This is a genomic window from Streptomyces collinus Tu 365, from assembly GCF_000444875.1.
In the GTDB taxonomy this organism is placed as follows: Bacteria; Actinomycetota; Actinomycetes; order Streptomycetales; family Streptomycetaceae; genus Streptomyces; species Streptomyces collinus_A.
Map to the genome: position 1 here is coordinate 1 of NC_021986.1, position 19,314 is coordinate 19,314.

General features: G+C 69.9%; 34 protein-coding genes. 25 read left to right on the plus strand and 9 right to left on the minus strand.

Annotated features, from left to right (window positions below; all coding sequences use genetic code 11):
• Positions 1-1,280 precede the first annotated feature (1,280 nt).
• From B446_RS35755 to B446_RS35770, 4 genes are all read right to left on the minus strand, one after another.
• Complete coding sequence (locus B446_RS35755; protein ID WP_148305765.1) at positions 1,281-1,880, minus strand: hypothetical protein; 600 nt, start codon at positions 1,878-1,880, stop codon at positions 1,281-1,283.
• A gap of 14 nt (positions 1,881-1,894) precedes the next feature.
• Positions 1,895-3,832 carry a hypothetical protein gene (locus B446_RS35760; protein ID WP_020943830.1) on the minus strand — a complete coding sequence of 646 codons (1,938 nt, stop codon included), beginning with the start codon at positions 3,830-3,832 and terminating at the stop codon, positions 1,895-1,897.
• Between the two features lie 73 nt (positions 3,833-3,905).
• Positions 3,906-4,193 carry a hypothetical protein gene (locus B446_RS35765; protein ID WP_020943831.1) on the minus strand — a complete coding sequence of 96 codons (288 nt, stop codon included), beginning with the start codon at positions 4,191-4,193 and terminating at the stop codon, positions 3,906-3,908.
• Positions 4,194-4,366: 173 nt separating this feature from the next.
• A complete protein-coding gene (locus B446_RS35770; protein WP_020943832.1) occupies positions 4,367-4,846 on the minus strand; it encodes a hypothetical protein in 480 nt (159 codons plus the stop codon).
• Between the two features lie 129 nt (positions 4,847-4,975).
• Between B446_RS35770 and B446_RS35775 the strand changes: the two genes are divergently transcribed.
• On the plus strand, positions 4,976-5,383 hold the full coding sequence (locus B446_RS35775; RefSeq protein WP_020943833.1) for a hypothetical protein: 408 nt from the start codon (positions 4,976-4,978) through the stop codon (positions 5,381-5,383).
• Positions 5,384-5,813: 430 nt separating this feature from the next.
• On the opposite strand, the gene B446_RS35780 is transcribed toward B446_RS35775, so the two are convergent.
• Complete coding sequence (locus tag B446_RS35780; protein WP_020943834.1) at positions 5,814-6,383, minus strand: glycoside hydrolase family 25 protein; 570 nt, start codon at positions 6,381-6,383, stop codon at positions 5,814-5,816.
• A 118-nt stretch (positions 6,384-6,501) separates the two neighbouring features.
• On the opposite strand from B446_RS35780, the gene B446_RS39435 reads away from it, so the two are divergent.
• The 14 genes from B446_RS39435 to B446_RS35845 all read left to right on the plus strand — a co-directional run bounded on the left by B446_RS39435 (position 6,502) and on the right by B446_RS35845 (position 13,265).
• Positions 6,502-6,642, plus strand: a complete 141-nt coding sequence (locus tag B446_RS39435; RefSeq protein ID WP_158506806.1) for a hypothetical protein — start codon at positions 6,502-6,504, stop codon at positions 6,640-6,642.
• Positions 6,639-7,763: a hypothetical protein gene (locus B446_RS35785; RefSeq protein ID WP_148305766.1), complete on the plus strand. Its 1,125-nt coding sequence runs from the start codon at positions 6,639-6,641 to the stop codon at positions 7,761-7,763. The genes B446_RS39435 and B446_RS35785 overlap by 4 nt, the downstream gene beginning before the upstream one ends.
• Before the next feature lie 3 nt (positions 7,764-7,766).
• Complete coding sequence (locus B446_RS35790) at positions 7,767-7,997, plus strand: hypothetical protein (RefSeq protein WP_020943836.1); 231 nt, start codon at positions 7,767-7,769, stop codon at positions 7,995-7,997.
• Between the two features lie 139 nt (positions 7,998-8,136).
• On the plus strand, positions 8,137-8,445 hold the full coding sequence (locus tag B446_RS35795) for a hypothetical protein (protein WP_020943837.1): 309 nt from the start codon (positions 8,137-8,139) through the stop codon (positions 8,443-8,445).
• Complete coding sequence (locus B446_RS35800) at positions 8,442-8,720, plus strand: hypothetical protein (protein ID WP_020943838.1); 279 nt, start codon at positions 8,442-8,444, stop codon at positions 8,718-8,720. Before B446_RS35795 ends, B446_RS35800 begins: the two co-directional genes overlap by 4 nt.
• A gap of 1 nt (position 8,721) precedes the next feature.
• Positions 8,722-8,883, plus strand: coding sequence for a hypothetical protein (locus B446_RS39440; RefSeq protein WP_158506807.1), 162 nt, complete (start codon positions 8,722-8,724; stop codon positions 8,881-8,883).
• A 79-nt stretch (positions 8,884-8,962) separates the two neighbouring features.
• The gene (locus tag B446_RS35805; RefSeq protein ID WP_148305767.1) at positions 8,963-9,307 is read left to right on the plus strand and encodes a hypothetical protein; all 345 of its coding nucleotides are present in this window, start codon (positions 8,963-8,965) and stop codon (positions 9,305-9,307) included.
• A 3-nt stretch (positions 9,308-9,310) separates the two neighbouring features.
• Positions 9,311-9,871 carry a hypothetical protein gene (locus tag B446_RS39445; protein WP_020943840.1) on the plus strand — a complete coding sequence of 187 codons (561 nt, stop codon included), beginning with the start codon at positions 9,311-9,313 and terminating at the stop codon, positions 9,869-9,871.
• 49 nt (positions 9,872-9,920) lie between these two features.
• Positions 9,921-10,199 carry a hypothetical protein gene (locus tag B446_RS35815; protein ID WP_020943841.1) on the plus strand — a complete coding sequence of 93 codons (279 nt, stop codon included), beginning with the start codon at positions 9,921-9,923 and terminating at the stop codon, positions 10,197-10,199.
• A 195-nt stretch (positions 10,200-10,394) separates the two neighbouring features.
• Complete coding sequence (locus B446_RS35825; protein WP_020943842.1) at positions 10,395-10,718, plus strand: hypothetical protein; 324 nt, start codon at positions 10,395-10,397, stop codon at positions 10,716-10,718.
• Positions 10,719-10,732: 14 nt separating this feature from the next.
• Positions 10,733-11,665, plus strand: a complete 933-nt coding sequence (locus B446_RS35830; protein ID WP_148305768.1) for a lytic transglycosylase domain-containing protein — start codon at positions 10,733-10,735, stop codon at positions 11,663-11,665.
• On the plus strand, positions 11,665-11,901 hold the full coding sequence (locus B446_RS35835) for a hypothetical protein (protein WP_043479949.1): 237 nt from the start codon (positions 11,665-11,667) through the stop codon (positions 11,899-11,901). Before B446_RS35830 ends, B446_RS35835 begins: the two co-directional genes overlap by 1 nt.
• Positions 11,898-12,260, plus strand: coding sequence for a hypothetical protein (locus B446_RS35840; RefSeq protein ID WP_020943845.1), 363 nt, complete (start codon positions 11,898-11,900; stop codon positions 12,258-12,260). The genes B446_RS35835 and B446_RS35840 overlap by 4 nt, the downstream gene beginning before the upstream one ends.
• 45 nt (positions 12,261-12,305) lie before the next feature.
• Positions 12,306-13,265, plus strand: a complete 960-nt coding sequence (locus B446_RS35845) for a hypothetical protein (protein ID WP_420010355.1) — start codon at positions 12,306-12,308, stop codon at positions 13,263-13,265.
• Positions 13,266-13,569: 304 nt separating this feature from the next.
• Here B446_RS35845 and B446_RS35850 read toward each other — a convergent pair whose 3' ends face one another.
• The 4 genes from B446_RS35850 to B446_RS35865 are packed head-to-tail and all read right to left on the minus strand — an operon-like array spanning position 13,570 to position 15,678.
• The gene (locus B446_RS35850; protein ID WP_020943847.1) at positions 13,570-14,319 is read right to left on the minus strand and encodes a hypothetical protein; all 750 of its coding nucleotides are present in this window, start codon (positions 14,317-14,319) and stop codon (positions 13,570-13,572) included.
• Positions 14,312-15,085, minus strand: coding sequence for a histone-like nucleoid-structuring protein Lsr2 (locus tag B446_RS35855; RefSeq protein WP_020943848.1), 774 nt, complete (start codon positions 15,083-15,085; stop codon positions 14,312-14,314). Before B446_RS35855 ends, B446_RS35850 begins: the two co-directional genes overlap by 8 nt.
• Positions 15,072-15,401 (minus strand): hypothetical protein, encoded by a 330-nt coding sequence (locus B446_RS35860; protein WP_020943849.1) that lies wholly within the window; start codon positions 15,399-15,401, stop codon positions 15,072-15,074. The genes B446_RS35855 and B446_RS35860 overlap by 14 nt, the downstream gene beginning before the upstream one ends.
• Positions 15,394-15,678 carry a hypothetical protein gene (locus B446_RS35865; protein WP_043479952.1) on the minus strand — a complete coding sequence of 95 codons (285 nt, stop codon included), beginning with the start codon at positions 15,676-15,678 and terminating at the stop codon, positions 15,394-15,396. Before B446_RS35865 ends, B446_RS35860 begins: the two co-directional genes overlap by 8 nt.
• A gap of 35 nt (positions 15,679-15,713) precedes the next feature.
• Here B446_RS35865 and B446_RS35870 point away from each other — a divergent pair, with 35 nt between their 5' ends.
• The 10 genes from B446_RS35870 to B446_RS35905 all read left to right on the plus strand — a co-directional run bounded on the left by B446_RS35870 (position 15,714) and on the right by B446_RS35905 (position 18,723).
• Positions 15,714-15,911: a hypothetical protein gene (locus B446_RS35870; RefSeq protein ID WP_020943851.1), complete on the plus strand. Its 198-nt coding sequence runs from the start codon at positions 15,714-15,716 to the stop codon at positions 15,909-15,911.
• Entirely contained in the window at positions 15,908-16,435 is a 528-nt protein-coding gene (locus B446_RS35875; protein WP_020943852.1) for a hypothetical protein, read from the plus strand. Before B446_RS35870 ends, B446_RS35875 begins: the two co-directional genes overlap by 4 nt.
• A gap of 9 nt (positions 16,436-16,444) precedes the next feature.
• Complete coding sequence (locus tag B446_RS39450) at positions 16,445-16,612, plus strand: hypothetical protein (protein ID WP_158506809.1); 168 nt, start codon at positions 16,445-16,447, stop codon at positions 16,610-16,612.
• 4 nt (positions 16,613-16,616) lie between these two features.
• Positions 16,617-16,817: a hypothetical protein gene (locus B446_RS35880; protein ID WP_020943853.1), complete on the plus strand. Its 201-nt coding sequence runs from the start codon at positions 16,617-16,619 to the stop codon at positions 16,815-16,817.
• Positions 16,814-16,993 (plus strand): hypothetical protein, encoded by a 180-nt coding sequence (locus B446_RS39115; protein WP_148305769.1) that lies wholly within the window; start codon positions 16,814-16,816, stop codon positions 16,991-16,993. Before B446_RS35880 ends, B446_RS39115 begins: the two co-directional genes overlap by 4 nt.
• A gap of 284 nt (positions 16,994-17,277) precedes the next feature.
• Complete coding sequence (locus tag B446_RS35885; protein ID WP_148305770.1) at positions 17,278-17,541, plus strand: hypothetical protein; 264 nt, start codon at positions 17,278-17,280, stop codon at positions 17,539-17,541.
• On the plus strand, positions 17,531-17,770 hold the full coding sequence (locus B446_RS39455) for a hypothetical protein (protein WP_020943855.1): 240 nt from the start codon (positions 17,531-17,533) through the stop codon (positions 17,768-17,770). Before B446_RS35885 ends, B446_RS39455 begins: the two co-directional genes overlap by 11 nt.
• Positions 17,767-18,018, plus strand: coding sequence for a hypothetical protein (locus B446_RS39460; RefSeq protein ID WP_020943856.1), 252 nt, complete (start codon positions 17,767-17,769; stop codon positions 18,016-18,018). The genes B446_RS39455 and B446_RS39460 overlap by 4 nt, the downstream gene beginning before the upstream one ends.
• Positions 18,008-18,457 carry a ClpX C4-type zinc finger protein gene (locus B446_RS35900; protein ID WP_020943857.1) on the plus strand — a complete coding sequence of 150 codons (450 nt, stop codon included), beginning with the start codon at positions 18,008-18,010 and terminating at the stop codon, positions 18,455-18,457. The genes B446_RS39460 and B446_RS35900 overlap by 11 nt, the downstream gene beginning before the upstream one ends.
• The gene (locus tag B446_RS35905) at positions 18,454-18,723 is read left to right on the plus strand and encodes a hypothetical protein (RefSeq protein WP_020943858.1); all 270 of its coding nucleotides are present in this window, start codon (positions 18,454-18,456) and stop codon (positions 18,721-18,723) included. The genes B446_RS35900 and B446_RS35905 overlap by 4 nt, the downstream gene beginning before the upstream one ends.
• Positions 18,724-19,314: the final 591 nt, after the last annotated feature.

The following is a 19,314-nucleotide window of genomic DNA, read 5'->3' on the forward strand; positions in this document are numbered from 1 at the left end:
GGGGGGCAGAGGCCATGCGGCTACGCCGCGTCACCTCCGGGCCTGCGGCCCTCACGGACGGTGACGGTCACTCTCCGCGGTCGTGCCTACGGCACATCCCCGCCGCCGTGTCAACCCCCGCGCGCAACTTTTCCCCGACAACCTGCGGTTGTCGTCCGCCGTCCCGGGACCGCACCCCCCACCCGATCACCCCCCACCGGCCGGGCTACGCCCACGGCCGGCCCCTCGGCCGTCTGTGGCCCACAGGTTCCCCCCGCCGCCTACGGCGTCTCGTCCGGGCATACCCCCCCCTGCTACGCCACCCCACCGAACGCGCCGAGCCCGCAAAGGCCGGCGGCGCGTCGGCCGACACACTCCGTCTGTCCCCGTGAGGCTGCGGGTATCGGCCATGCCTGGCCTGCCCTGCTTCGCCGCTCGGCCGGTTCTGCACCGAGGGCGCACGGGGTCCCGATCCGGCGTCTGGGGCCCCTTCCCGGTCCCCGTACGCGTCCCCGCGTGCGGGCCGTTCAGGCTCGGCACTGTCCCCATGGCCCCCATCGGGGCACCCGGTAGCTGTGGTGTAGGCGGCCCGGTTCGCGCCGAGCTGGCCGTCACACTCTCCCCGTTTCACCCTGCAATAGTTACTGAGAGCAACCTTGCAGCCTTCCCGGGGCCGACTCCACGGGGCCGCCTCCCGGCGTGCCCGCTCTCGTCCACCGGGGCCCACCTAGGGGCCCGGTCGGCGTCCCTGGCCAGAATTGAGCATGACGACAACTCAGAGTTGTCATCGTCTCGCGAACTCAATTTCCGGCGTGATACCGTGCCCTTTGCGTGTTAGGCACGTCCCACCGGGGACAGACGGTAGGTCTTTCAGGGCTCCCAACCCTGTGACCTGCACATATGTATTACAAAGTTGCACCGCCTTTGTCGGGAGGCTGGTTGGAGTAACGCCCACTTCGGGCAAGGGTTACGAGTTGTGCCGCCGTGACCTGCCCATTTCCGTTCTGCGGAGTGCCATCCTCACAGTCCCGTGAGTCACTTTCCGCGTAGGCACAGCGAACCCCCGGGCGGTCAGGCCCGGGGGTTTCGCACGTGGGGAGGGAGTTACGGAGTGTGTCCACTTTTACCCCCTCCTTACTCGCACAAACGTGTGCGGTTGATCACTGGCTGACAGCCAATCCGCAGCGTACACCTACATTCCGTAGGGCCGGTAGCAAGGTGCGTCGGTGAAGGTCCCGTGACTTATCGAACGTCTGTCGCAACACGATCTGTGACGGAACCTGACCGGAGCGCAACCTACCCTAACCCCATACGCGTAGCTCAATCGCCAGGGGAGTGACCCCCTCAGTGTCGCCCAAGTCGTTCTGCGCGATGTATGCGGACAGGGCCGCGCCCACGTCCCCGCCCTCGGCTTCCACGCGATCGAGCATGTCCTGAGCGTGCCCTTCCCCCTGGTGAGCGCCACCAAAACCGAGTTCGATCGTGTGCTCAGTCTCCGAGGCCGGCGGTTCCCGGTGGCCGCTCTTACCGATCGGGACGGACGTCGGGTAGACCACCGTGAACGCCACCTTCGAGCCGTCGGCCGCCGCCTGGCGGAGCCGGTTCCGGATCGAGCGGGCCCCCGAGCGTACGGCTTGCTGCTTCACACGAACCACACGTCTGTCCGCATAGTTCGTCTTCTGCCGGACCTTCGCCTGTTGGCCACTCTTCGTCATGCGGCGCGGGGCCTCGGGGATCGTGACGGGCTTCCCCTGGCGCTGGTCACGCAGCGCACGCAACGACGGCTCTAGGTTCCGGTACGGCTTGGCCCCCCGCTCGATCTGCGTCATGACGGCCGAGTCTCGGCCCACGGCCCGAGCAATCTCGGCCTTCGTCATGCCCATGGACAGCAGCTCGTTCACGAGATCCTGACTGCTCACTGCATCTCTCCCGTCTCGTACGCGCCCTCGATCGTCCGCTTCAACTCGGACAGGGCCCCGTCACTCTGGGGCCACTCGAACGAGCCCCGGGCGCGGCCGGTGAGCCGGAACACGCCGGGCTTGCCGTTGTCCGGCCACTCGGGGTCACCCACGAGTGTCAGGCCGTCGGTGCGCAGTCCGATCACCGACCCGGGCGGGACGTGAAGCGCGCCCGTGCGGACCCCGTCCACCATGGGGTGTTCGAGCAGCCGCGTACGGCACCGGCCCCAAATCTCGGCCGCCCACTCGGGATGGCTCGTGCGCTCGGTCCACTCCGAGCGCTCCCCGGCCGTCTCCCACACGTACCGCCCGGCCACTTCCCGCACCTGCACATCGGTGGGGAGCGGTTCGCCCTCGGCCGCCGTGTGGGTCACGGCCCGGACCCGGGACGCGAAGGCCCCGATCGTGCCGAGCAGCATCATCCGCACGGCCGCCTTGACGAGCTGGGGGGAGCGGCCCGCCTCGGCCGGGGCCGACTCGGCCCGGGTGTAGATGCTCATGAGCGCGTCCCGCCAGTTGTTGAGCGGCTTTCCCTCGGCGAAGTGGAACCCCTCGATGACGTCGCAGCGCCACCCGTGCTCGCGCGCTACGGCCAGCTCGGACGCCGAGCACCACGAGCGGAACGTTTGGCCGGGGGTGGACGGCCACACCCACCCCTCGGCGGACAGGTGGGGGAGGATGCCGATGTGGTCCCACCCGGTGGGGACCGTGGCCCGGACGAGCCACCGGCCCCGCCGCCCGAGGGCCGCCGCCTGGCCGTCGTCGTCAAGGGCGTCCCACGCCCGCTTGTTCACCATCGTCGGGAGGCCGACCGGCATCCCCCACGTGAGCGCGGCGTAGGCAATGCGCATGTCGTACTGCGTCACCATGCCGACGCTCACCGGCTCGTGAGAGACGAGTTCGCGGCGGCCCTGGCCGGACGTGTGATGGATGAGCTGGCGCAGTTCCTCGGACAGCACCGGGAACCCCTTCGAGCGCTCGGGGATCATCCGACGCCACATGTCCCGGCCCGTCGTGGCGGGGGTGGACATGAGCACGGTCCCCGAGCACGCCGCGTCAAGCATGTGCCGCAGCGCGGCCCACGCCATGGCCGCGTCCCTGGCCGAGTAGTCCCCGTGCCCGAACCACACGGCGGCGTGCTGCACTTCGAGGGCGCGGCCGTCGGTGTGCTTCCACCGGCCGGTGAGTGACGCGTCGTCCGACAGATGGTGACTGCCGGACCACCCCTCGGGGACCGGGTCCAGGAACCACGCGCGGGCCGCCGCCGCCGCCGAACCGTGCTCGCGTACCCGGTCCGGGGTCACCCCCGGCCGGTACGGGCCGACGAAGAACACGCGCTCCGTCCCGGCCGGGACGCCTTCGAGCAGTTCGGCCGCCGAGCCCGCGCGCCACGGTAGCTGTCCCTCGAAGTGGTGGGCCGGGTTGTTGCCGTGGGACGCGTGCCACTTCCCGGTGGCGACGTTCACGAACAGCGTGCGCCGTTCCTCCCGAGGCTTGGCCCACCGGTCGGACACGAGCCCGGCCGCGTGGCCGAGCTGGCGGACGCGGTCCACGGCCCCGGGCGTGAACGAAGGCCGGCGCTCGTCCTCGGCCTCGGCCGCGGGCTCGGGGTCCGGGTCATCGGCCACGGCCTGGCGCTCGGGCTTGGCCGCCTTCGGCCGCTTCGGGTTCGGCGTCCCGGCCGCCTTACGCACCCGGCGCACCCCGCCCACGAGCTGGCCCACGCGGCTGACGGTGTACCCGGCGTCCTCGGCCACCTCGGGCGCGGACGCCCCGAGTTCGATGGCCCGCCGCAGGTTCTCGACAATCCGCGCTTCGGCCTTCGCGATCAGGTCCCGGTCTTTGCGGATCTTCCCCCGAACCTGGGCAAGGGTCTCGGCCGCTTTCTCAGCCACTTTCACTCACTTTCAAGGGTTGGCCCCCGGCCCGACGCCGGGGGCGAAACAGACGACAACCCGGGGTTGTCGTTCAACGGACGCGGGAACGCAGCGCGCCCACGGCATGGCCGATGCAGCACGCATCCCCGGAGACGAGCGTCTTGGCGTCCAGGCCGAAGTACGTCCCGTCCCGGGATTCCCGGATGTGGAACTGACCCCCGTACGTCAGTTCCTCGGCGTGGGCCCACCCGCGCACGGGAACCGGCTCGGGTTCCCGCTCGGCCGTGGCCCCGTAGGGGTAGGCGAGTATTTCCACCGGCCGCCGCTCGGGCGCGGTGTTCAGCCACAACAGGCACCACACACAAGGCATGTCACCCATGAACAGTTTCCTCGGACTTTCGCTGAGTTCCGGCGCAGTTTGGGGGAGCGACGCGCAGCAGCACACACGCCGGGTCAGGGAGCGGTTCCGCTCCCAGTAGGCCCGGCGATACTGCGCGCAATGTGCGGTGTGCCCGGCCGACACCTTCGCGTTGTCGGCCGGGCACCGTGCACCTACCTCAGCCATGCCTCGGCCAGCAGCCACCGAAGTGACCGCACCCGAGACATGGCGTCGCCGAACTCAGTTGCCCGCTTGTCCTTCGCGAGCGGGCCCATGTACCACCGGACCCACGCGGCCACGTCCGCGTCCCACAACTCGACTTTGACCCGCTCACAGCACCAGTCGCCGAGCGCGCGCAGTTCGGCCCCGGTCGGCCGGATGATGTCCGCCGGCACCCCGTGCGTGATGGAGCAGAACCTTCCCAAGAGTTCCGTCCCCGAGCACAGCGTTACCCGGTCGGTGCTGTAGGCCGTCGGTGCGGTCAGTCCGATGTGGTGGTGGAACACGGCCGGGTTGTCGTGCGCACGGGTCAGCGTGAGCCACGGGCCGCCCTGGCCGTCGTCAACTGCGGACGCCCGCAGCATGAGCATGAGCGTGTGCGGATGGGGCCGGTACGGCCGCAACCTGTCTTCCTGCTCGATGGCATGAGTCATCGAAACTTCTCCTCACAGTCCCTTGCGACACTTCGAAGTGCCGCGCTCAAACTGTAGCGGATTTTAGTTTGTGTGCAATAGACTGGGCACGGCCCCGTCGGGGGGTCAGGGAACTGAGGGAGTTTCACCATGGCGAAGCACGCCGCACCGAAGCGCCGGAAGCAGCCGATCGAGGACGACGAGTACGCGAAGTTCCTCGGCCGCGCGATCCTCGGCATGGAACGCCGCGCGTCCGAGAACCCGGAAGCGCTCGCGTACTTCCTGACTCTTCAGGAAGAACTCAAGACGGCCATCGACCGCGCGGGCTACCGGCTCCACGTCGAGAACGGGTGGAGTCTTCAGGAGATCGCGACGCAGCTTGGCTACGCGGGCCACAGCATGAGCCGTCAGAACGCAGTGAAGCGGTGGGGCCCCTCGGCCATGGCGCGCAAGCTCGGTATCCCCTCGATCACGAAGAAGATCAACGAGCGGCGCGACGCGATCCGGGCCCACGTCGGCGACGAGCTGGCCGCGCGCCGCGCGCGTAAGGCGGTGTGATCCGGGTATCCGGATAGGGCCCGCGAAGGCCCCCCACAGGACAGTGACGCGGCCCCCGTACGTGAACCGACAAACGTACGGGGGCCGCCGTACGTCATCCCGCCTTCGCGGCCGGGCTCGTCGGCCCCGAGCTGGCCGCGCTACAGTGGCCCCGGTCCGAGCGCCGGTCCGGTGGAGCCTGGGGGGTTGCGCCGAGCCGGGGCCGTGGAACGGACGGCCCGTGCCGGACACACAGAACGGCCCCGCGTAGAGGTGCGCGGGGCCGTTCGCCTACTCTGGGTCGTACCGGGTGCCGCAGACTCCGACGGCGGTGGGCCCACCTGATCGGGCCCGGTAGAACGGCCCCTCACGGACGCGTGAGGGGCCGTTCGCTTGTCCCGGCCGTGGAGTCGTCGGCCGGGACGCCGGGGGACAACCCGGGGTTGTCGTCCTACAGCAGCCCGCGCGCCCAGTCGTGAAGCTGCGCGGCCGAGCCGTTGTAGACGTCCCGGTCGTAGCTCGGGCCGTCCGCGTACTGATGGAACTTCCACGGGTGCTCGATCCGGGGCCGGCCCGCGCTCGTGTAGTCCGCGATCCACAGGCCGTCGCCACAGGCGGACGTCGAGTCGTGGTGGAACCAGAAATCGGTGTTGCAGTACAGGACGATCCGGTGGTTCGGGCGCAGCCGCTTGACGGCCGCAAGGAACGCGTCCTTCTCCTTGTTGCTCGCGTAGGTGCCGGCCTCGGTGGTCTCCCAGTCCACGGCCAGGATGTCACCGGGGACGCTCGCGCACTGCGTCACGAACCACTCGGCCTGTGCCGAGATGTTCCCGGGCCACAGGAAGTGATAGAACCCCACGGTCCGGCCCGCCTTACGGGCCGATGCCGCCTGTGCCTTCTGCACCGGGGACACGTAGGTGTGTCCCTCGGTCGCCTTGACGAAGGCGAAGGACACCCCCGCCACCGAGCCGGGGAGATCTTCCGACTGTTCGCCCGAGACGTCGAGTCCGTACGTGAGCATTGCGCACACCCCATCACTGTTGGCTACGGCCTATACGCAGCGCTACCATGCTAGCGACATACCCCCCGGGGGTATACGCCTACAGCAAGGGGAGGGCCCTGTGCCGACCCGACGAATCATGGAACTCACAGTCCTGACCGTGATCGCGGTCCGGCCGGCCTTCGGTCTGGCGCGGCTGTGGGCGTCCAAGACCCTGGCCCAGACTTCGCGCGGCAACTTCGTTCACGGAGTGGCCGAGATTGTGACGGTGCTCGCGTGAGTACGCCCACCCAGACGTCCGGGATCGCGACCGGAAAGCAGCAGCCACAGACGACGATTGAGCCCGCCGGTGGGCCCTTCATTCGCCACTCTCAGCCGGGCCGCCGTCAGCAGTACGACGTCACCGGCGTGCAGTTCGGCGGCACCGTGACCCAGCCACTCGTCAGCGTGCCGGGCTACGTGCGCGGGTACCGGTACACCATCACCGCGTCCGGCGGTTCCGGCACTTCGGTGGCCGGTAAGGCGGACGCACCCTTCAACTGTGTCTCACTTGTCACGGTTAAGGATGCTTTCGGCAACCCCCTGATCGTGGGCCCCGGGTACGAGATGCTGTACCTCCTGCCGAAGTATTCGGGTCAGTTCGGCATCGGCCCGATGCGCGACATCACGTCCTTCCAGTCGTACAGCGCGATCGCGGCGGCCACCGGGAACTTCCAGTTCTCGACCTACCTCCCGCTCGAATTCGTCAAGGCATACGGCGTGATCTCGGGCGCGAACGCTTCGCTGCTGCCGACGATCACCCTGAACATGGCCGCCTCGGGCACGGTCTACAGCACCGTTCCGACGACGCTCCCGACGCTCGAAGCGCGCTGCGACGCCGACTTCTACTGGCTGCCCGAGGGCGTGTCCGTGGAGCCCCCCGGCCTCGGCACCACCTGTCAGTGGGTGTACCAGCAGGCCAACCCCACGATCGCGCCGAGCAGCACCACCACCGTGCAGCTCCCCCGCCTCGGTGGCTACCTCTCCGAGATCATCCTGATTCTGCGCGACTCCACCGGCGCGCGCGTGGACGCCTGGCCGTCGCAGTTCAGGCTGCTCGTGGACGGTGTTCCGTTGATCGACTCGTCCCTCAACGAGGTGTACGACGACATGCAGAACACCTACGAGAACACCACCCGCCCCACCGGCGTCGTGGCGTTCAGCCGGAAGACGTCGCTCAACCAGCAGAACCAGGGCCTGTTCGACACCGGCGAAACCTTCCTCAGCACGAACCCCGGAACGCTCATCGAGATCCAGGGCGCGCCGTGGGGAACCGGCGGCACCGGCCCGTACACCCTCTCGTGCCTCGTGGGTCAGGTGGTCCCGTCCGGGACGCTGATCCAGGGACTCCCGGAGCTGTAGGCCATGCCCGGACTCAGCCTCGGAATGAGCATGGGCGCGGCCGTCCCGGCGGCATCGCTGCCCCCGTCCTACGCGCAAGAGCCCGCCGCGCAGACGATCAGCGCGCGGGCGTACGGGGTCACCTCGGGCGGTATGCCCGGGGGCCCCGGCCACACGGCCGCATACGGGTCCGTCGGCGTCGGCGTCGCCGCGACGGTGTTCCTGGTGTGGCTCTGGTACACGCTCCCCCGGTAACCGCCGGCACTTCGCACGAAGGGAAAAGATCATGAACAAGTCGTTCCTGTTCGGCGTCGTCGTCGGCGCCGGTGGACTGTGGGCGTACCACAAGTTCCTCAAGCCCATGCCGTCCTCGGCCGTCCGCTAAGGCCGGCCCATGCCTGCCATCGGGATGGGGCTCCTCTGGGGTGGCTACACGCTGCTCTTTTGGGGGTTCTGCAAGATCAAGGGGTATGACATCGGCCTCGGCGAGATCGTCATCCCGGGCAAGTGGGACGGGCATTGGCCGCCGCCGCTGGTCAAGGACGATGCCCCCTCACCGATGGGCGGGCCGGGCCACAACGGCGTGGCCCCCGGGGACCACCCGGGCGACGCGCCATGGTCCTACACGGACCCCAACACGTCCGGCGCATCGGCGAAGGGCAAGGGCTCGTCGTCGTCCGGCGGGGGGGTGTTCAACGCGTGAAGAGTGTCATCCTCGCGTGGCTCGTCGGCGAAGGTCTCATGACCTACAAGGACGTGCGCAAGAACAAGCGGCCCCCGCTCCCCGCCGAGCTGCTGGCCACGAGCGGGCTGTTCGTGCTGCTCGGCATCCTCGGCGAGTCCGCGCCCAAGCTGGCGTCCACGCTCGCGTGGGGGTTCGACGCGGCGGCGTTCCTGACGCTGTGGGACAACCCGGCCGGTAACGCGATCAAGTCCAAGACCCCCGGGTCCAAGTCCAAGACAGCGAAGGCGAAGTGACATGCGCCCCACATCACTGCTCGGCCTGGCCGGGCTCGTCGTCGTCGGCATCATCGTGGCCGACGTCCTGATCCACCCGGCCGGGACCAAGGCCGCCGCGGCCGGTCTCGTGTCCATCATGACCCCCGCCGAGCAGGCACTTCTCGGCACTCCCCCGAAGTAGGTGGCCCGTGCGTTACTCGATGCTGGACCCCCGAGCCCCCGGCCGCCCCGTGGGTGCGCTCATGCCGCAACCGGCCATCATGCCCACGGCATCGAGCAACGGACTCATGCGCGTCCACGGCTCCCCGGGCACCACGCCCATACGCGCCCCCAAGCCGAACGCGCTCCCGCAGACGGCCGCCGGCACCCGCTCGAATCAGCCGAGCTACGTCAGCCCGGACGTGATGTACCCGAGCATTTACTACCCGACGGCCGAGCACTGCCACCCGCCGGTGGGGCTGTTCCGCGACAACCAAATGCCGGTCCCGGCGCGGCGCGTCTACAACATGCCGCGCATCGCGCAGAAGACGCGGCGCGTCGGTGGTCAGTCTCAGATCGGGCAGCCTGCCGTGATCCAGACGTGGCCGCAGTGGAGGGGACGGTAAGCCGTGGCCGAAGGTGAGGAGACGTCGGGCGGCGGGGGGCTCAACAAGCGGATCGGTCCGCTTCCGCTGTGGGTGTGGGCCCTCGGCGTCGGCGGTATCGGCGGGCTGCTGTGGTTCTGGAAGCGGGGCGGGTCCGCCGCCACCACGGCGGCCGACTCGGCGGCGGCCGGGTCCGGCGAGACACCGCCCACGAGTCTGGTCCCGATCAATCAAGGGCTGTCCGAGTCACAGGCGGACGCGATCCTTGACGCGATCAAGAAACTCCAGGGCAAGCCCTCGGACGACGACGACGACGATGACGACGACGACGACGACAAGCCGAAGCCGAAGCCGAAGCCGAAGCCGAAGCCGAAGCCGAAGCCGAAGCCGAAGCCGGGCCCCCGGACAGTGACCGTCGTCAAGTGGCACCCGTCCCCTCACACCCCGTGGAACAGCACGCTGTGGGGGATCGCGAACCACGAGCACGTCAAGGGCGGGTGGCAGTACCTACAGCGGATCAACCACCTCCACGGGGACCCGAAGCGGGCGTTGCAGCCCGGAATGAAGATCAGGCTCGGCGCGTGATCCGGACGACAACCCCGGGTTGTCGTCCATCGAGACAGGAGACATGCCCATGTGCATCGGCTGTGGCGGGAAGTGCAAGGGCGGCACGCGGGCCCAGGACGGCCCGCGCTTCACGCGGCCCCCGGGCGGCCCGGATCTCCGCGTGGTGGGGACGAGCAACGGGCCCACCGAGGCCCCGACCGTCCCTGACTCGGTCGTGCGCCGCACCCCCGGCGGGCTGCTCACGTACGAGGACCTTTACACCGGGCTCGGGCCGGACAACAAGCCCGCTCTCCTGATCGCGCCCGGGACCTTCGGCACGTACGCGCAGAGAGCAGGGAGGGCGTAGCCATGTGGACCCGTGGACGACTCCGCCGCGTGCACACCCCGCCGTACCCCCACGTGTGGGTGGACACCCGCCAGGGCGCGCTACAGGGCTCGGGGGCCGTCCCCCTGAACCTGCCCGCGCCCACTGTGGAGATGGACCCGAGCGACAAGCGGACGTGGCGTCGGCCCGTCCGCTTCACCTGACAGGAGAGACCCCGTGGCAGACGTCGGGGCCATGACCGAGGGCGACGCGGTCGCCATGCTCGTGGCGGCCGGGCTCGTGATGGAGTGCATAGCAGCGTCGTGCAGCTCCCCGCAGACGGCCGAGATCAACGCGAGCAAGCGACAGGCCACCCTCATGAAGTGGGTGCACATCGGCATCGTTGAGTCGGCCGTGCTGATCGGCATCGCGGCCATGGTGACGAAGCGGCCCGCCCCGATCATCTGGGGCGGGGTGCTGGCCGGCGGCACGATGTACGCCCAGTACCGACACGCGCTCAAGGCCGGGCTCAAGTCCAACGCGCCCGGCACCGAGAACTGATCGGGGGCCCCACCATGCCCGCGTCTACCGAGGATGCTTTTCTGTGGGCCATCCGACAGATGGAGTCGGGAGGCAACTACAAGGCGCACAACCCCGGTGGGGCCCTCGGCGCGTATCAGGTCATGCCCGAGCACCTGGCGGGCGGGAACGAGTGGGCGGGCCGCGTGTTCGGCCACTCCGTCACCCCTCAGCAGTTCCTCAACAGCAGGGACATGCAAGATCAGATGGCCCGCGTCATCCTCGGCGGGTACTACCAGAAGTACGGGGCCGCCGGGGCCGCCGCCGCGTGGTTCAGCGGGTCCCCGGACCCGAACAGCAACGCGTCCGACGGGAACACCACGGTCCGGAACTACGTGAGGACCGTGCTCGCGCTCATGGCGAAGGCCCCGGCCGGGGGCGTCGGCTCGTCCGGCTCGTCCGTCTCGGACGGTGTCCTGACCACCGGTAAGGACGCCTCGGCCGCGAACGCCACACAGGCGTCCTACAAGGACGATCCGAAGTGCCTGATCGGGATGGACATCCCTCTCGTGGGCGGCGTGTGCCTCCTGACCAAAGGCCAGGCGCGCGCCATCGAGGGCGCGCTGTTGCTCATCGCGGGCGGCATCATTGCGTCCGGTGGCCTGATCATCCTTGCGGCGTACGGACTCAAGTCTTCCGGCGCGCTCGAAGGCGTGGCGAAGGCGGCACAGGTGATCCCCGGGGCCGGCGGTGTGGCCGCGAAGGCGGCCGAAGCGTCCGGCGCGCTCAAGGCCGGGCCGTCGTCGTCGAGCGCCAGGCGCTCGAAGGCCAATCAGGAACAGCTCAGGCTCAACCGTGAGCGGCGGGCCGCCGAGAACCACGCGCGGCGGAAGCAGCGCGGACAGGGGCCCTCGGCTCAGTCCGACGATCAGGGCTCGTCGTCGTCCGGCTCGAAGGCCGGCGGAGCGTCCGCCAGCAAGGGGGAGTGATGAACCCGGCCGAGATCATGACCGTGGCCGCCTCGGCGGCGGCCGTGCTCGGCGTCCTCGGCGGGACGCTGCGGTATCTCCTGCGCCTGGCCGTCACGCTCGAATCCACGAGCACGGCGTTCACCCGGCATGTGTCGTCATCTGACGAGCTGCACCGCGCCCTCACCGAGCGCGTGACGCAGCACGGGGAGCAGCTGGCCGCGCTCACCGCGCGCGTGGAAGGGCTGAGGCATTGAGCAGCCCCCACGACTACCCCGCGACGCGGTTCCCGCTCACCGCCTCGGCCTCGGGCAAGTTCGCGGCCGACGGGACACTCACGCTCAAGGTCACCCCGCCGCAGTTCGAGTTGTGGGAGATCAACCTGACCGGCGTGTTCACGGACGATCCGGCCACGGCAACGGTGATCCCCGAGGCCGATCTGTATCAGGGGGTTGTGTCCCCGGTGGCGTGGCGCGGCGGCACCTACAGCGGGAACCGCGATCAGTCCACGGCTCACATCTTCCTGCAACGGGACGAGCCCCTGTACTGCGTATGGACCGGCGGCACTTCGGGGCGTACGGGCACGCTCGCAGTGTCCGGCTGGATATGGAGGTGACCCCCGGTGGGTGGCTTCACGAACCCCGTGTTCGGCGGGAACGTCTTGATCCGACCGGCCGTCCGCTCCCCCAACTACGTGGCCGGGTCCACGGGGTGGAGTATCAACCGTGACGGCTCGGCGGAGTTCAACAACATCGTCATCCGCAACGGCACCACGCAGGGCGGCGTGTCCCTGTACTACAACGGGACCCCGGCGCTCGGGAACCTGATCCTGTCCATCGCGGCGGCGGCCGGGACGGACCCGTTCGGCAACGCGTACGCGGCCGGGCTCACCCTGTACGACCCGACCGGCACGATCAACCTTGACGGCACGGCCGCCACGTGGAACGCCACCCCGAGCGGCGCGGGCATACAGGTGGCCGTGGGCGGCGGCTCGGTGCTCATGCAGTTCTCGCCCACGGTCGTATCCGGGGTGACGTGGAACAACGGGGCCACCGGGGCCACGACTCAGTCACGCCTCGGCACGAACACCCCGCTCGTGTTCATCGAGTCGCCCACGAACAGCGCCACGCCGGGGGCCACGGCCACGCTGAGTCTGTACGGCGGCCCGCAGACGTCGAACGGTGACGTCCTGTCCGAAGCGATCGTTGACGCGGCCCGGACGTGGATCAACTCCAATGCGGCGTGGGTCACCGGGGCGTGGACGAAGCTCAATGAGGCGTGGCAGACACCGGCCAGCCTCGGCACCGGGTGGGCCGCCGGCCCCTCGGGCGGCACCGTGCAGCCCCTACAGTTCCGCACCGACGCCATGGACAATCTCGTGATCGACGGGGCCGTGCACACCACGAGCACCACCCCGGCCGCCACGATCTTTACGCTCCCGACGGGCTACCGGCCGAAGGTCACCCGGCGGTCCCCCGGCGTCTCGAACAGCGGCGGCACGGCCACGGCCCGATACGCCGAGATCAACTCGAACGGGAACGTCTCGATCAACGCGAACATCGCGACGGCCAGCACTGACGTGTACTTCGAGGTATCCGTTCCCCTCGGCAACATCACGTGAAGCGGGGCCCCCGGTGTCCGGGGGCCCCGCGGCCTCACTGTGTGCCGGCCTTCCGGCGTCGTTGTGCCTTCGGTAGGGGACGGGTGCCGAACGTCCGGCACACTTCGTACGAGATCCGCCAGCTTTCGCAGCGCTGGCCGTCCGCGCATTCCTCGTGCGTCTTGCTGCACCGTGGGCACTGATTACCCCTCGGTGTCTCCCTCGGTTGTGTCGTCATGGGGACGACGGTAGCACGCGGCCCCGGTACGTGAACACGTTGACGTACCGGGGCCGTCGTACGTCATCTCGTCCTACGCGGCCGGGCTCATGCCGCCTTCGTGTAGCGGCTCGGCCGCTCGGGCGCGCTCGTGATGACGATCGGCTCGTGAGGGTTCCGGCCCACCACCAACACGTGGAACGGGGGGAGGGCTTTCATCGCGCTCCACAGCATCCGCCAATCACGGCCGACGACGTTCGCCAGCTTCTTGACCACATCCACGTCACGGGTGGGCCACAGCACCACCCATGTGGCCTGGCGGGACGCGGCCGACGGGACCCACGCCGGGGCCTGATACGACGTGAGGACCGTGATCCGCTTGTCCCGGGCCGCGATCAGCAGCGTCTCGACCTGCTTCCCCAGGTTCATCATCTTCCGGTCCGCCAACAACTGGAACTCGTCCGCGTAGACCGTCCACCCCCTGGCCTCGAAGACGCCTTCGAGGGTGTCCCGCAGCAGCACCGTGAGCCGGGCCCGGTCCTCCAGGGTGCGCGAGTAGCCCCCGACGATGAACCGGGCCGGGCGGCCCTCGGTGATCGCGTCCCACGCTTTATCGGGGAGCGGCCACTGTGTCAGCCGCTCATACCCGGACGTCTCAAGGGTGGAGTCCCCGCCCTTCGGGTCCAGCGCGAGCACGTACTTCCGTAGGTCCAGGATGCCGCACGCGAACGTCGATTTACCCATGCCCGTGGGGCCGACCAAGGCCACGTGCTGGCCTTGTTTCCAGACGCGCGCGAACCACGTCAAGAACTCGTCCCATGTCTTGCCGACGACGTCGGCCCCCAACAGGTCAGGCATCCTCGGCCCCGTCCTCGGCCCACTCGTCAGGGCCCATGAACAGCGCGGCTATCCAGCCGTCCACCATCTCGTCAAGCCCGGTCTCGTCCACGCCGAGCTGTTCCATCGCGCGCCGCTCCCGGCGCTCCCGAGCCTTGATCCGGGGCCCCGCGATGATGGCCCACTCCCTCATGAGGTTCTTGAGCATGGGGAGCGCGACCGGCTGAGTCTCGGGCTTGAGCGTGACCATGGTGACGAGCACCGGCACGCCGAGCAGCGCGCCGAGTTCCTTCGCCGACTCCCCGCCGCGCGCGAGCGGCTGCATCACCTTGTCCACGACGGTGCCCCGAAGGGTGTCCTCCAGGATCATCCCGGCCACCGGCGCTTGCATGACGAGCGCGCGGCCGGTGGGGACGAGCCCGCGCGACTGTGCCGCCTGGCCGAGCAGCGTCCACGCCCCCGCCGCCAGGGATTCCAGGGACACCCGCTTGCGCTCGGGCTTGGCCCGTACGACCGTGCCGCCCTTGCCTCGGCCGAGTTTGCCGAACCGGCCGGGCGGCGGAAGCGGGGGGACGTCGTCGGCCGTCTGGGGCCGCGTGGGGGCCGCCTCGGCCTCGGCGTACCCATGCTCGGGTGCGGGCTCGTCGGACGACAACCCGGGGTTGTCGTCCGCCGGGTGCGCAGCCTCGTACTGGTCCCTGACCGCCTTCGGCACCATCCCGCGCGTGTTACAGGGCACCCCGTTGTCATTGGCCCATGCCCGGATCTCGGCGTCAGTCGTCGTCATCGTCGCCCCACATCCGGAGCGTGATCTTGCGGTACTCCTTCGGCTTCTTCTCCACCACCGGCCGGTCCTCAACCGCCTTGAGCCGGGCCTGTATCTCCTCCATGACCCGGGCCGCTTCCTTGCCTTCGTGCACCTTCGCGACGGCCGCCTCTACCTGTGCCGTGACGTCGTGCTCGGCCGCCTGGCCCCGGCCGCCGGCCTTCGGCAGCAGCTCGGCCAGGATGCGCCGAACGGTCGCCTCGATCCCGTCGCCCTGGCCGCCCTGGCCCTGGCCCTGGCCCTGGCCGCCCTTGTCGTCCTTCGGGTCATCAGCCACGGCGGCCCCCGAACCAGCTCAGGGCGGCGGCGGCCGGGCTCGTGGTGGCCATCTTGGCCATGGGCGAATCGAGCAGCGGGGCCGCTCGGCGGATGAGCGGAAGTACCTCCGCCATCATCTCCGCGATGCGGGACGTGTTGTCGAGGGCGGCCGAGACGTCCGCGCCGATCGCGTCGTACTTCTCGGCGTTCCCCCGGAGCATCTTCCGGAGTTCACCGATCGACTTTTCGAGGGCCGCGATCCGAGTTTCGAACTCGCCGGTTTCTGTTTCTGCCATATCCGGAGGATACCCCGGGGGGGTATCCTCGGGCCATGGAAGAGACACCCGATATCCCCGCCGCCGACGACTCGGCCCCGGTGGAATCGCGTCCCTTCGGCGTGGGTGACAAAGCACTTGCGGGCGTGCTGCTCGTGGGCGTGATGCTGCTCGGGTACGTCTGCCTTGACGTGCTGGCCGGGGGCCGACTCACCGGGATGCTGTCGGCCGCGCCCACGGAGGCAGACGAGTGACCCAGAACGGCGAGATACAGACGACGCCGGGGCCGGCCCCCGACGGCCCGAAAGCGTGGTTCGAACTGTCGGCCCGCCTCGGCGACATCGGCCAGGGCGTGAAGCAGCTCGTCACCGACGGCCGCCAGGCGCGCGCCCTCCCCATTCAGGCCGTGCTCACGAAGGGCGGGGACGTCCCCGCGTCCGGGACGGTGCTGCTGGATTTCGGGGCCCCCGCCATGGGCCGCCGGTGGACCGTCAAGACTCTGGCCGTGGCACCGGCGGCCGGGCTGTCCGGCACCCTGGCGGGCTCGGCCAACTGGTACGTCGGTAACCCGGCCACCTACGGCCCCGGAGAGTGGGCCGCGCCCTCGATGACCACGCTCCCCGCTTTCCAGGGGCTCGGCGCGGATCAGTTGTGGGTCACCCCCACGAACCGGCTGTTCTGTGTCATCACCGGCGGCACCGCCGGACAGTCCGCGCTCGCGCGGGCAACCATCCTCGAATACCCGCTCTACAGCGGGCACGCCACCATCGAACTGTGAGGGGCCGTCGTGCTCAATGACCTGCTTCACGAGATCGTCAGCCGAGTCCACCACGCCAGCGAGGCCGAGCGGGACGCGCTCCACGCGCTGGTGGACAAGGCTGTTCCGACGCCCGCGGCCGACACCCCCGACGCCGACGCCCCCGCCGGCACCGACACTCCCACGAAGGCGAAGTGACAGCATGAGCGCATTCTCGGACGTCATCCACAAGGTGGCCGTCCTCGGTGAGCACACCATCGAGTACGTGGAAGGCCACCACCACATCACCCTGAACGGCGCGATCGTGGCCGCCGAGGACGTGGTGAAGCTGCTCGAAGCGCTCGCGGAAGTGGCGCCGCTGCTCGGCGTGGCCGTCCCGACCGGGCTCGGCCAGACGGCATGAGGCGCGTGCTCGCCGAGCTGGCCGTCACGGCCGCGCTCGTGGTGTGGGTGTCGGTGGACACCCCCGACATGTGGCGACTGCTCGCGCGAGCGTGCCAGGGAACCGCCCTGGCCGTCGGCCGCGTCGGCATCTACGCCGAAGACCGCGCGGCCATTCTCGCCACCGAGGGCGCGTGATACCTTCGGCAGCAGCGCGGTCCCTTCCTGCCGGTAGGGGCCGCGCGCCCCACCACGGCGGCCGGGTGAACAACCTCCCTCGGTTCCCCACCCGGCCGCCGGGCCCAACCCGACGCGGGCCCCACCGACGAAGGGCCGCCGCTTCCACCCCCCCGGAGCGGCGGCCCTTCGCTATGTCAAGGACCGTTGCATATGCCGCAGTTGGGTGTACCGTGACGAGCAGTCCCTACCGGCAGAGAGACTGTGGAGGTCTCATGGGCGTCCCACCCGAGTACGAAGGGCCCGTGGAAGTCAGTACCCCGGCCCCCGGCGTGCTGTTCATCCGCCGCGCCACCGAACCGCCGGCCCCCGACGCGTGGACCGCAGCGCGCCGCGACCGGCAACGCCGCATCGCTCGTATCACCGGCCCCCTCACCCCGGACCCGGACGCGGATCTCGCCCGGGGAGCCACCGAAGCGCCAGCACCGGCCGACAACTACCCCGGCATGGACTGCCCGCGTGAGTGCTACTGCTGCACCTGGCCCGAGGGGGACGACGATGTGGACTGACGTCCTGATCCTGGCCCTTCCCGTCGTGCTCGTCCTCGGCCTCGGCATGGCCTACGCCGCGTGGGACACCCGCCGGTGGGAGGCACAGTGCCGCGCCGCGTCGCAGCCGCAGCCTGTGAAGCTGTTCCCGTCCGGCCCCCCGGCGTCCCTCGCGCCGAAGCTGGACGTCCCGGCCGCCCGCCAGGCGCGCCGAGCCCGCCACGCCCGCACCACAGGAGTCACCCGATGAGCCAGAGATGGCCCCTCACCCGCGTCCCGGACGACGTCCCCTCGATCCCCGAGGAACTGGCCTCCCTGTCCCTATCCGCGCTCATGCTCGCGCTCGGCACGCGGGACGCCTCGTTCGATCAGGACCCGCACGCCGACGTGCTCGCCCACAACTGGACCCGGCTGCTACGACGCCGGTTCCCGGTGCTGTGCGACGGCCCCGGCCACGTCCTCACCATCGGCCGCCGGACGGTGCTCTGTGAGCAGTGACCCGATCAACATCGCCGACGACGACGCGTCCATGGATCTCGAACTCGTCTGGTACGCCGGGCTCGGCGGGCCCCGTCTCGCGCTCACCCGTGGCTCGGGGTCCGTGGATCTGTCCACGGCCGAACTGTCCCGGCTCGTCCACACAGCGGGCGTGCTCCGGTTCGTGCCGTCCCCCTACGGCATCCCCGAGGCGCGCGCGAGCAAGGCCGGGGCCGATGCGTGCTCGTTCTGCGGGAACCCCGCAGACGAGCGCCGGGACGTGCTCGTGGGCCCCGGCGTCAACATCTGCGACGGCTGCATGGATCTCGGGCGGACCGTACTCGAAGACGCACGGGACCCGGCACCGTGGCGCAAGCCGCGCGATCACCAGGTGAACCAGCCGCAGCCAACCGGCCCCCTGCCCTTCGACGGCGTACGGCTCGGGGGTGACGAGTCGTGAGCGCCGAAGCCACGCCCAACACGGGCGAAGTGCAGCGCTACGTGAAGGGGCTCGGGCGGGCCGCGTCGTTCGTCGCCGGGCTCGTGGTGCTGGCCTTCGCGGCCGACTGCATTCCGCCGTGGCCCTTCGTGACCGAGGACGGCTCACCGGCCAAGCTGCGCAGGCTCGGCATGCTCCGGTGCCCGGCATGCGGGCTCATGAGCAACCGGGAACACCGACGCCTGTGCCGGGGCCCCTGGCGGGCCGGGGAGGACGTGAGTACGTGAGTGCCATACGCGGGCCGAAGGCCCGGCTCGTCCGCCAGTGGCAGCACCCCGAGCCGTGCCTGTGGGGCCGTATCCAGCACACCGCGAGCATCGGCCCGAGGGCCGGCGGTAAGACGCCAGCGGGCCGCCTCGGGCCCTTCCGCACCGACGGCCCCCGTTTGGTGCTCGTACGACAACCGTAGGTTGTCACCCCGGACAGGCGGCCGGGGGGAGGTGGGGCCGAAGCATCGCCGACGGCCGGCCCCCGTTCGAGCCCCCCCGGCCGCCGCTGAACCCCCCGCGCCCGACACGCGGGGGGTTTCCAATGCCCACGTCAAGGCACAGAGAGTGACGTTACGAAGCTGTGACAGAGTCACACTCTGTGCCCGTAGGGCACCCTTACTAGGCTACACACCGTAGCGGCACGTAGTGCCGCGGTGGCTAGCCACCCGATAAACGCCCAGCTCAGCGCACCACCCGCGCCGTAGGGCGCGGCCACCCACCACACAGCGTAGGGGCCGCAGGCCCCGCCGGTTACGGGCCGTAGGCCCGGCGGGGAGGGGCCGCAGGCCCCGGGCGGTTACAGGGCGTAGCCCTGTACCTCTGCCCCCC

What these genes read in the sequence shown, in the direction of transcription:
- B446_RS35765 (WP_020943831.1), bottom strand. Translation starts at nt 4,193, where the DNA reads ATGGGTGACATGCCTTGTGTGTGGTGCCTGTTGTGGCTGAACACCGCG.
- B446_RS35770 (WP_020943832.1), bottom strand. Translation starts at nt 4,846, where the DNA reads ATGACTCATGCCATCGAGCAGGAAGACAGGTTGCGGCCGTACCGGCCC.
- B446_RS35775 (WP_020943833.1), top strand. Translation starts at nt 4,976, where the DNA reads ATGGCGAAGCACGCCGCACCGAAGCGCCGGAAGCAGCCGATCGAGGAC.
- B446_RS35780 (WP_020943834.1), bottom strand. Translation starts at nt 6,383, where the DNA reads ATGCTCACGTACGGACTCGACGTCTCGGGCGAACAGTCGGAAGATCTC.
- B446_RS39435 (WP_158506806.1), top strand. Translation starts at nt 6,502, where the DNA reads ATGGAACTCACAGTCCTGACCGTGATCGCGGTCCGGCCGGCCTTCGGT.
- B446_RS35790 (WP_020943836.1), top strand. Translation starts at nt 7,767, where the DNA reads ATGCCCGGACTCAGCCTCGGAATGAGCATGGGCGCGGCCGTCCCGGCG.
- B446_RS35795 (WP_020943837.1), top strand. Translation starts at nt 8,137, where the DNA reads ATGCCTGCCATCGGGATGGGGCTCCTCTGGGGTGGCTACACGCTGCTC.
- B446_RS39440 (WP_158506807.1), top strand. Translation starts at nt 8,722, where the DNA reads ATGCGCCCCACATCACTGCTCGGCCTGGCCGGGCTCGTCGTCGTCGGC.
- B446_RS35805 (WP_148305767.1), top strand. Translation starts at nt 8,963, where the DNA reads ATGCCCACGGCATCGAGCAACGGACTCATGCGCGTCCACGGCTCCCCG.
- B446_RS35815 (WP_020943841.1), top strand. Translation starts at nt 9,921, where the DNA reads ATGTGCATCGGCTGTGGCGGGAAGTGCAAGGGCGGCACGCGGGCCCAG.
- B446_RS35830 (WP_148305768.1), top strand. Translation starts at nt 10,733, where the DNA reads ATGCCCGCGTCTACCGAGGATGCTTTTCTGTGGGCCATCCGACAGATG.
- B446_RS35835 (WP_043479949.1), top strand. Translation starts at nt 11,665, where the DNA reads ATGAACCCGGCCGAGATCATGACCGTGGCCGCCTCGGCGGCGGCCGTG.
- B446_RS35850 (WP_020943847.1), bottom strand. Translation starts at nt 14,319, where the DNA reads ATGCCTGACCTGTTGGGGGCCGACGTCGTCGGCAAGACATGGGACGAG.
- B446_RS35855 (WP_020943848.1), bottom strand. Translation starts at nt 15,085, where the DNA reads ATGACGACGACTGACGCCGAGATCCGGGCATGGGCCAATGACAACGGG.
- B446_RS35865 (WP_043479952.1), bottom strand. Translation starts at nt 15,678, where the DNA reads ATGGCAGAAACAGAAACCGGCGAGTTCGAAACTCGGATCGCGGCCCTC.
- B446_RS35870 (WP_020943851.1), top strand. Translation starts at nt 15,714, where the DNA reads ATGGAAGAGACACCCGATATCCCCGCCGCCGACGACTCGGCCCCGGTG.
- B446_RS35880 (WP_020943853.1), top strand. Translation starts at nt 16,617, where the DNA reads ATGAGCGCATTCTCGGACGTCATCCACAAGGTGGCCGTCCTCGGTGAG.
- B446_RS39115 (WP_148305769.1), top strand. Translation starts at nt 16,814, where the DNA reads ATGAGGCGCGTGCTCGCCGAGCTGGCCGTCACGGCCGCGCTCGTGGTG.
- B446_RS39455 (WP_020943855.1), top strand. Translation starts at nt 17,531, where the DNA reads ATGTGGACTGACGTCCTGATCCTGGCCCTTCCCGTCGTGCTCGTCCTC.
- B446_RS39460 (WP_020943856.1), top strand. Translation starts at nt 17,767, where the DNA reads ATGAGCCAGAGATGGCCCCTCACCCGCGTCCCGGACGACGTCCCCTCG.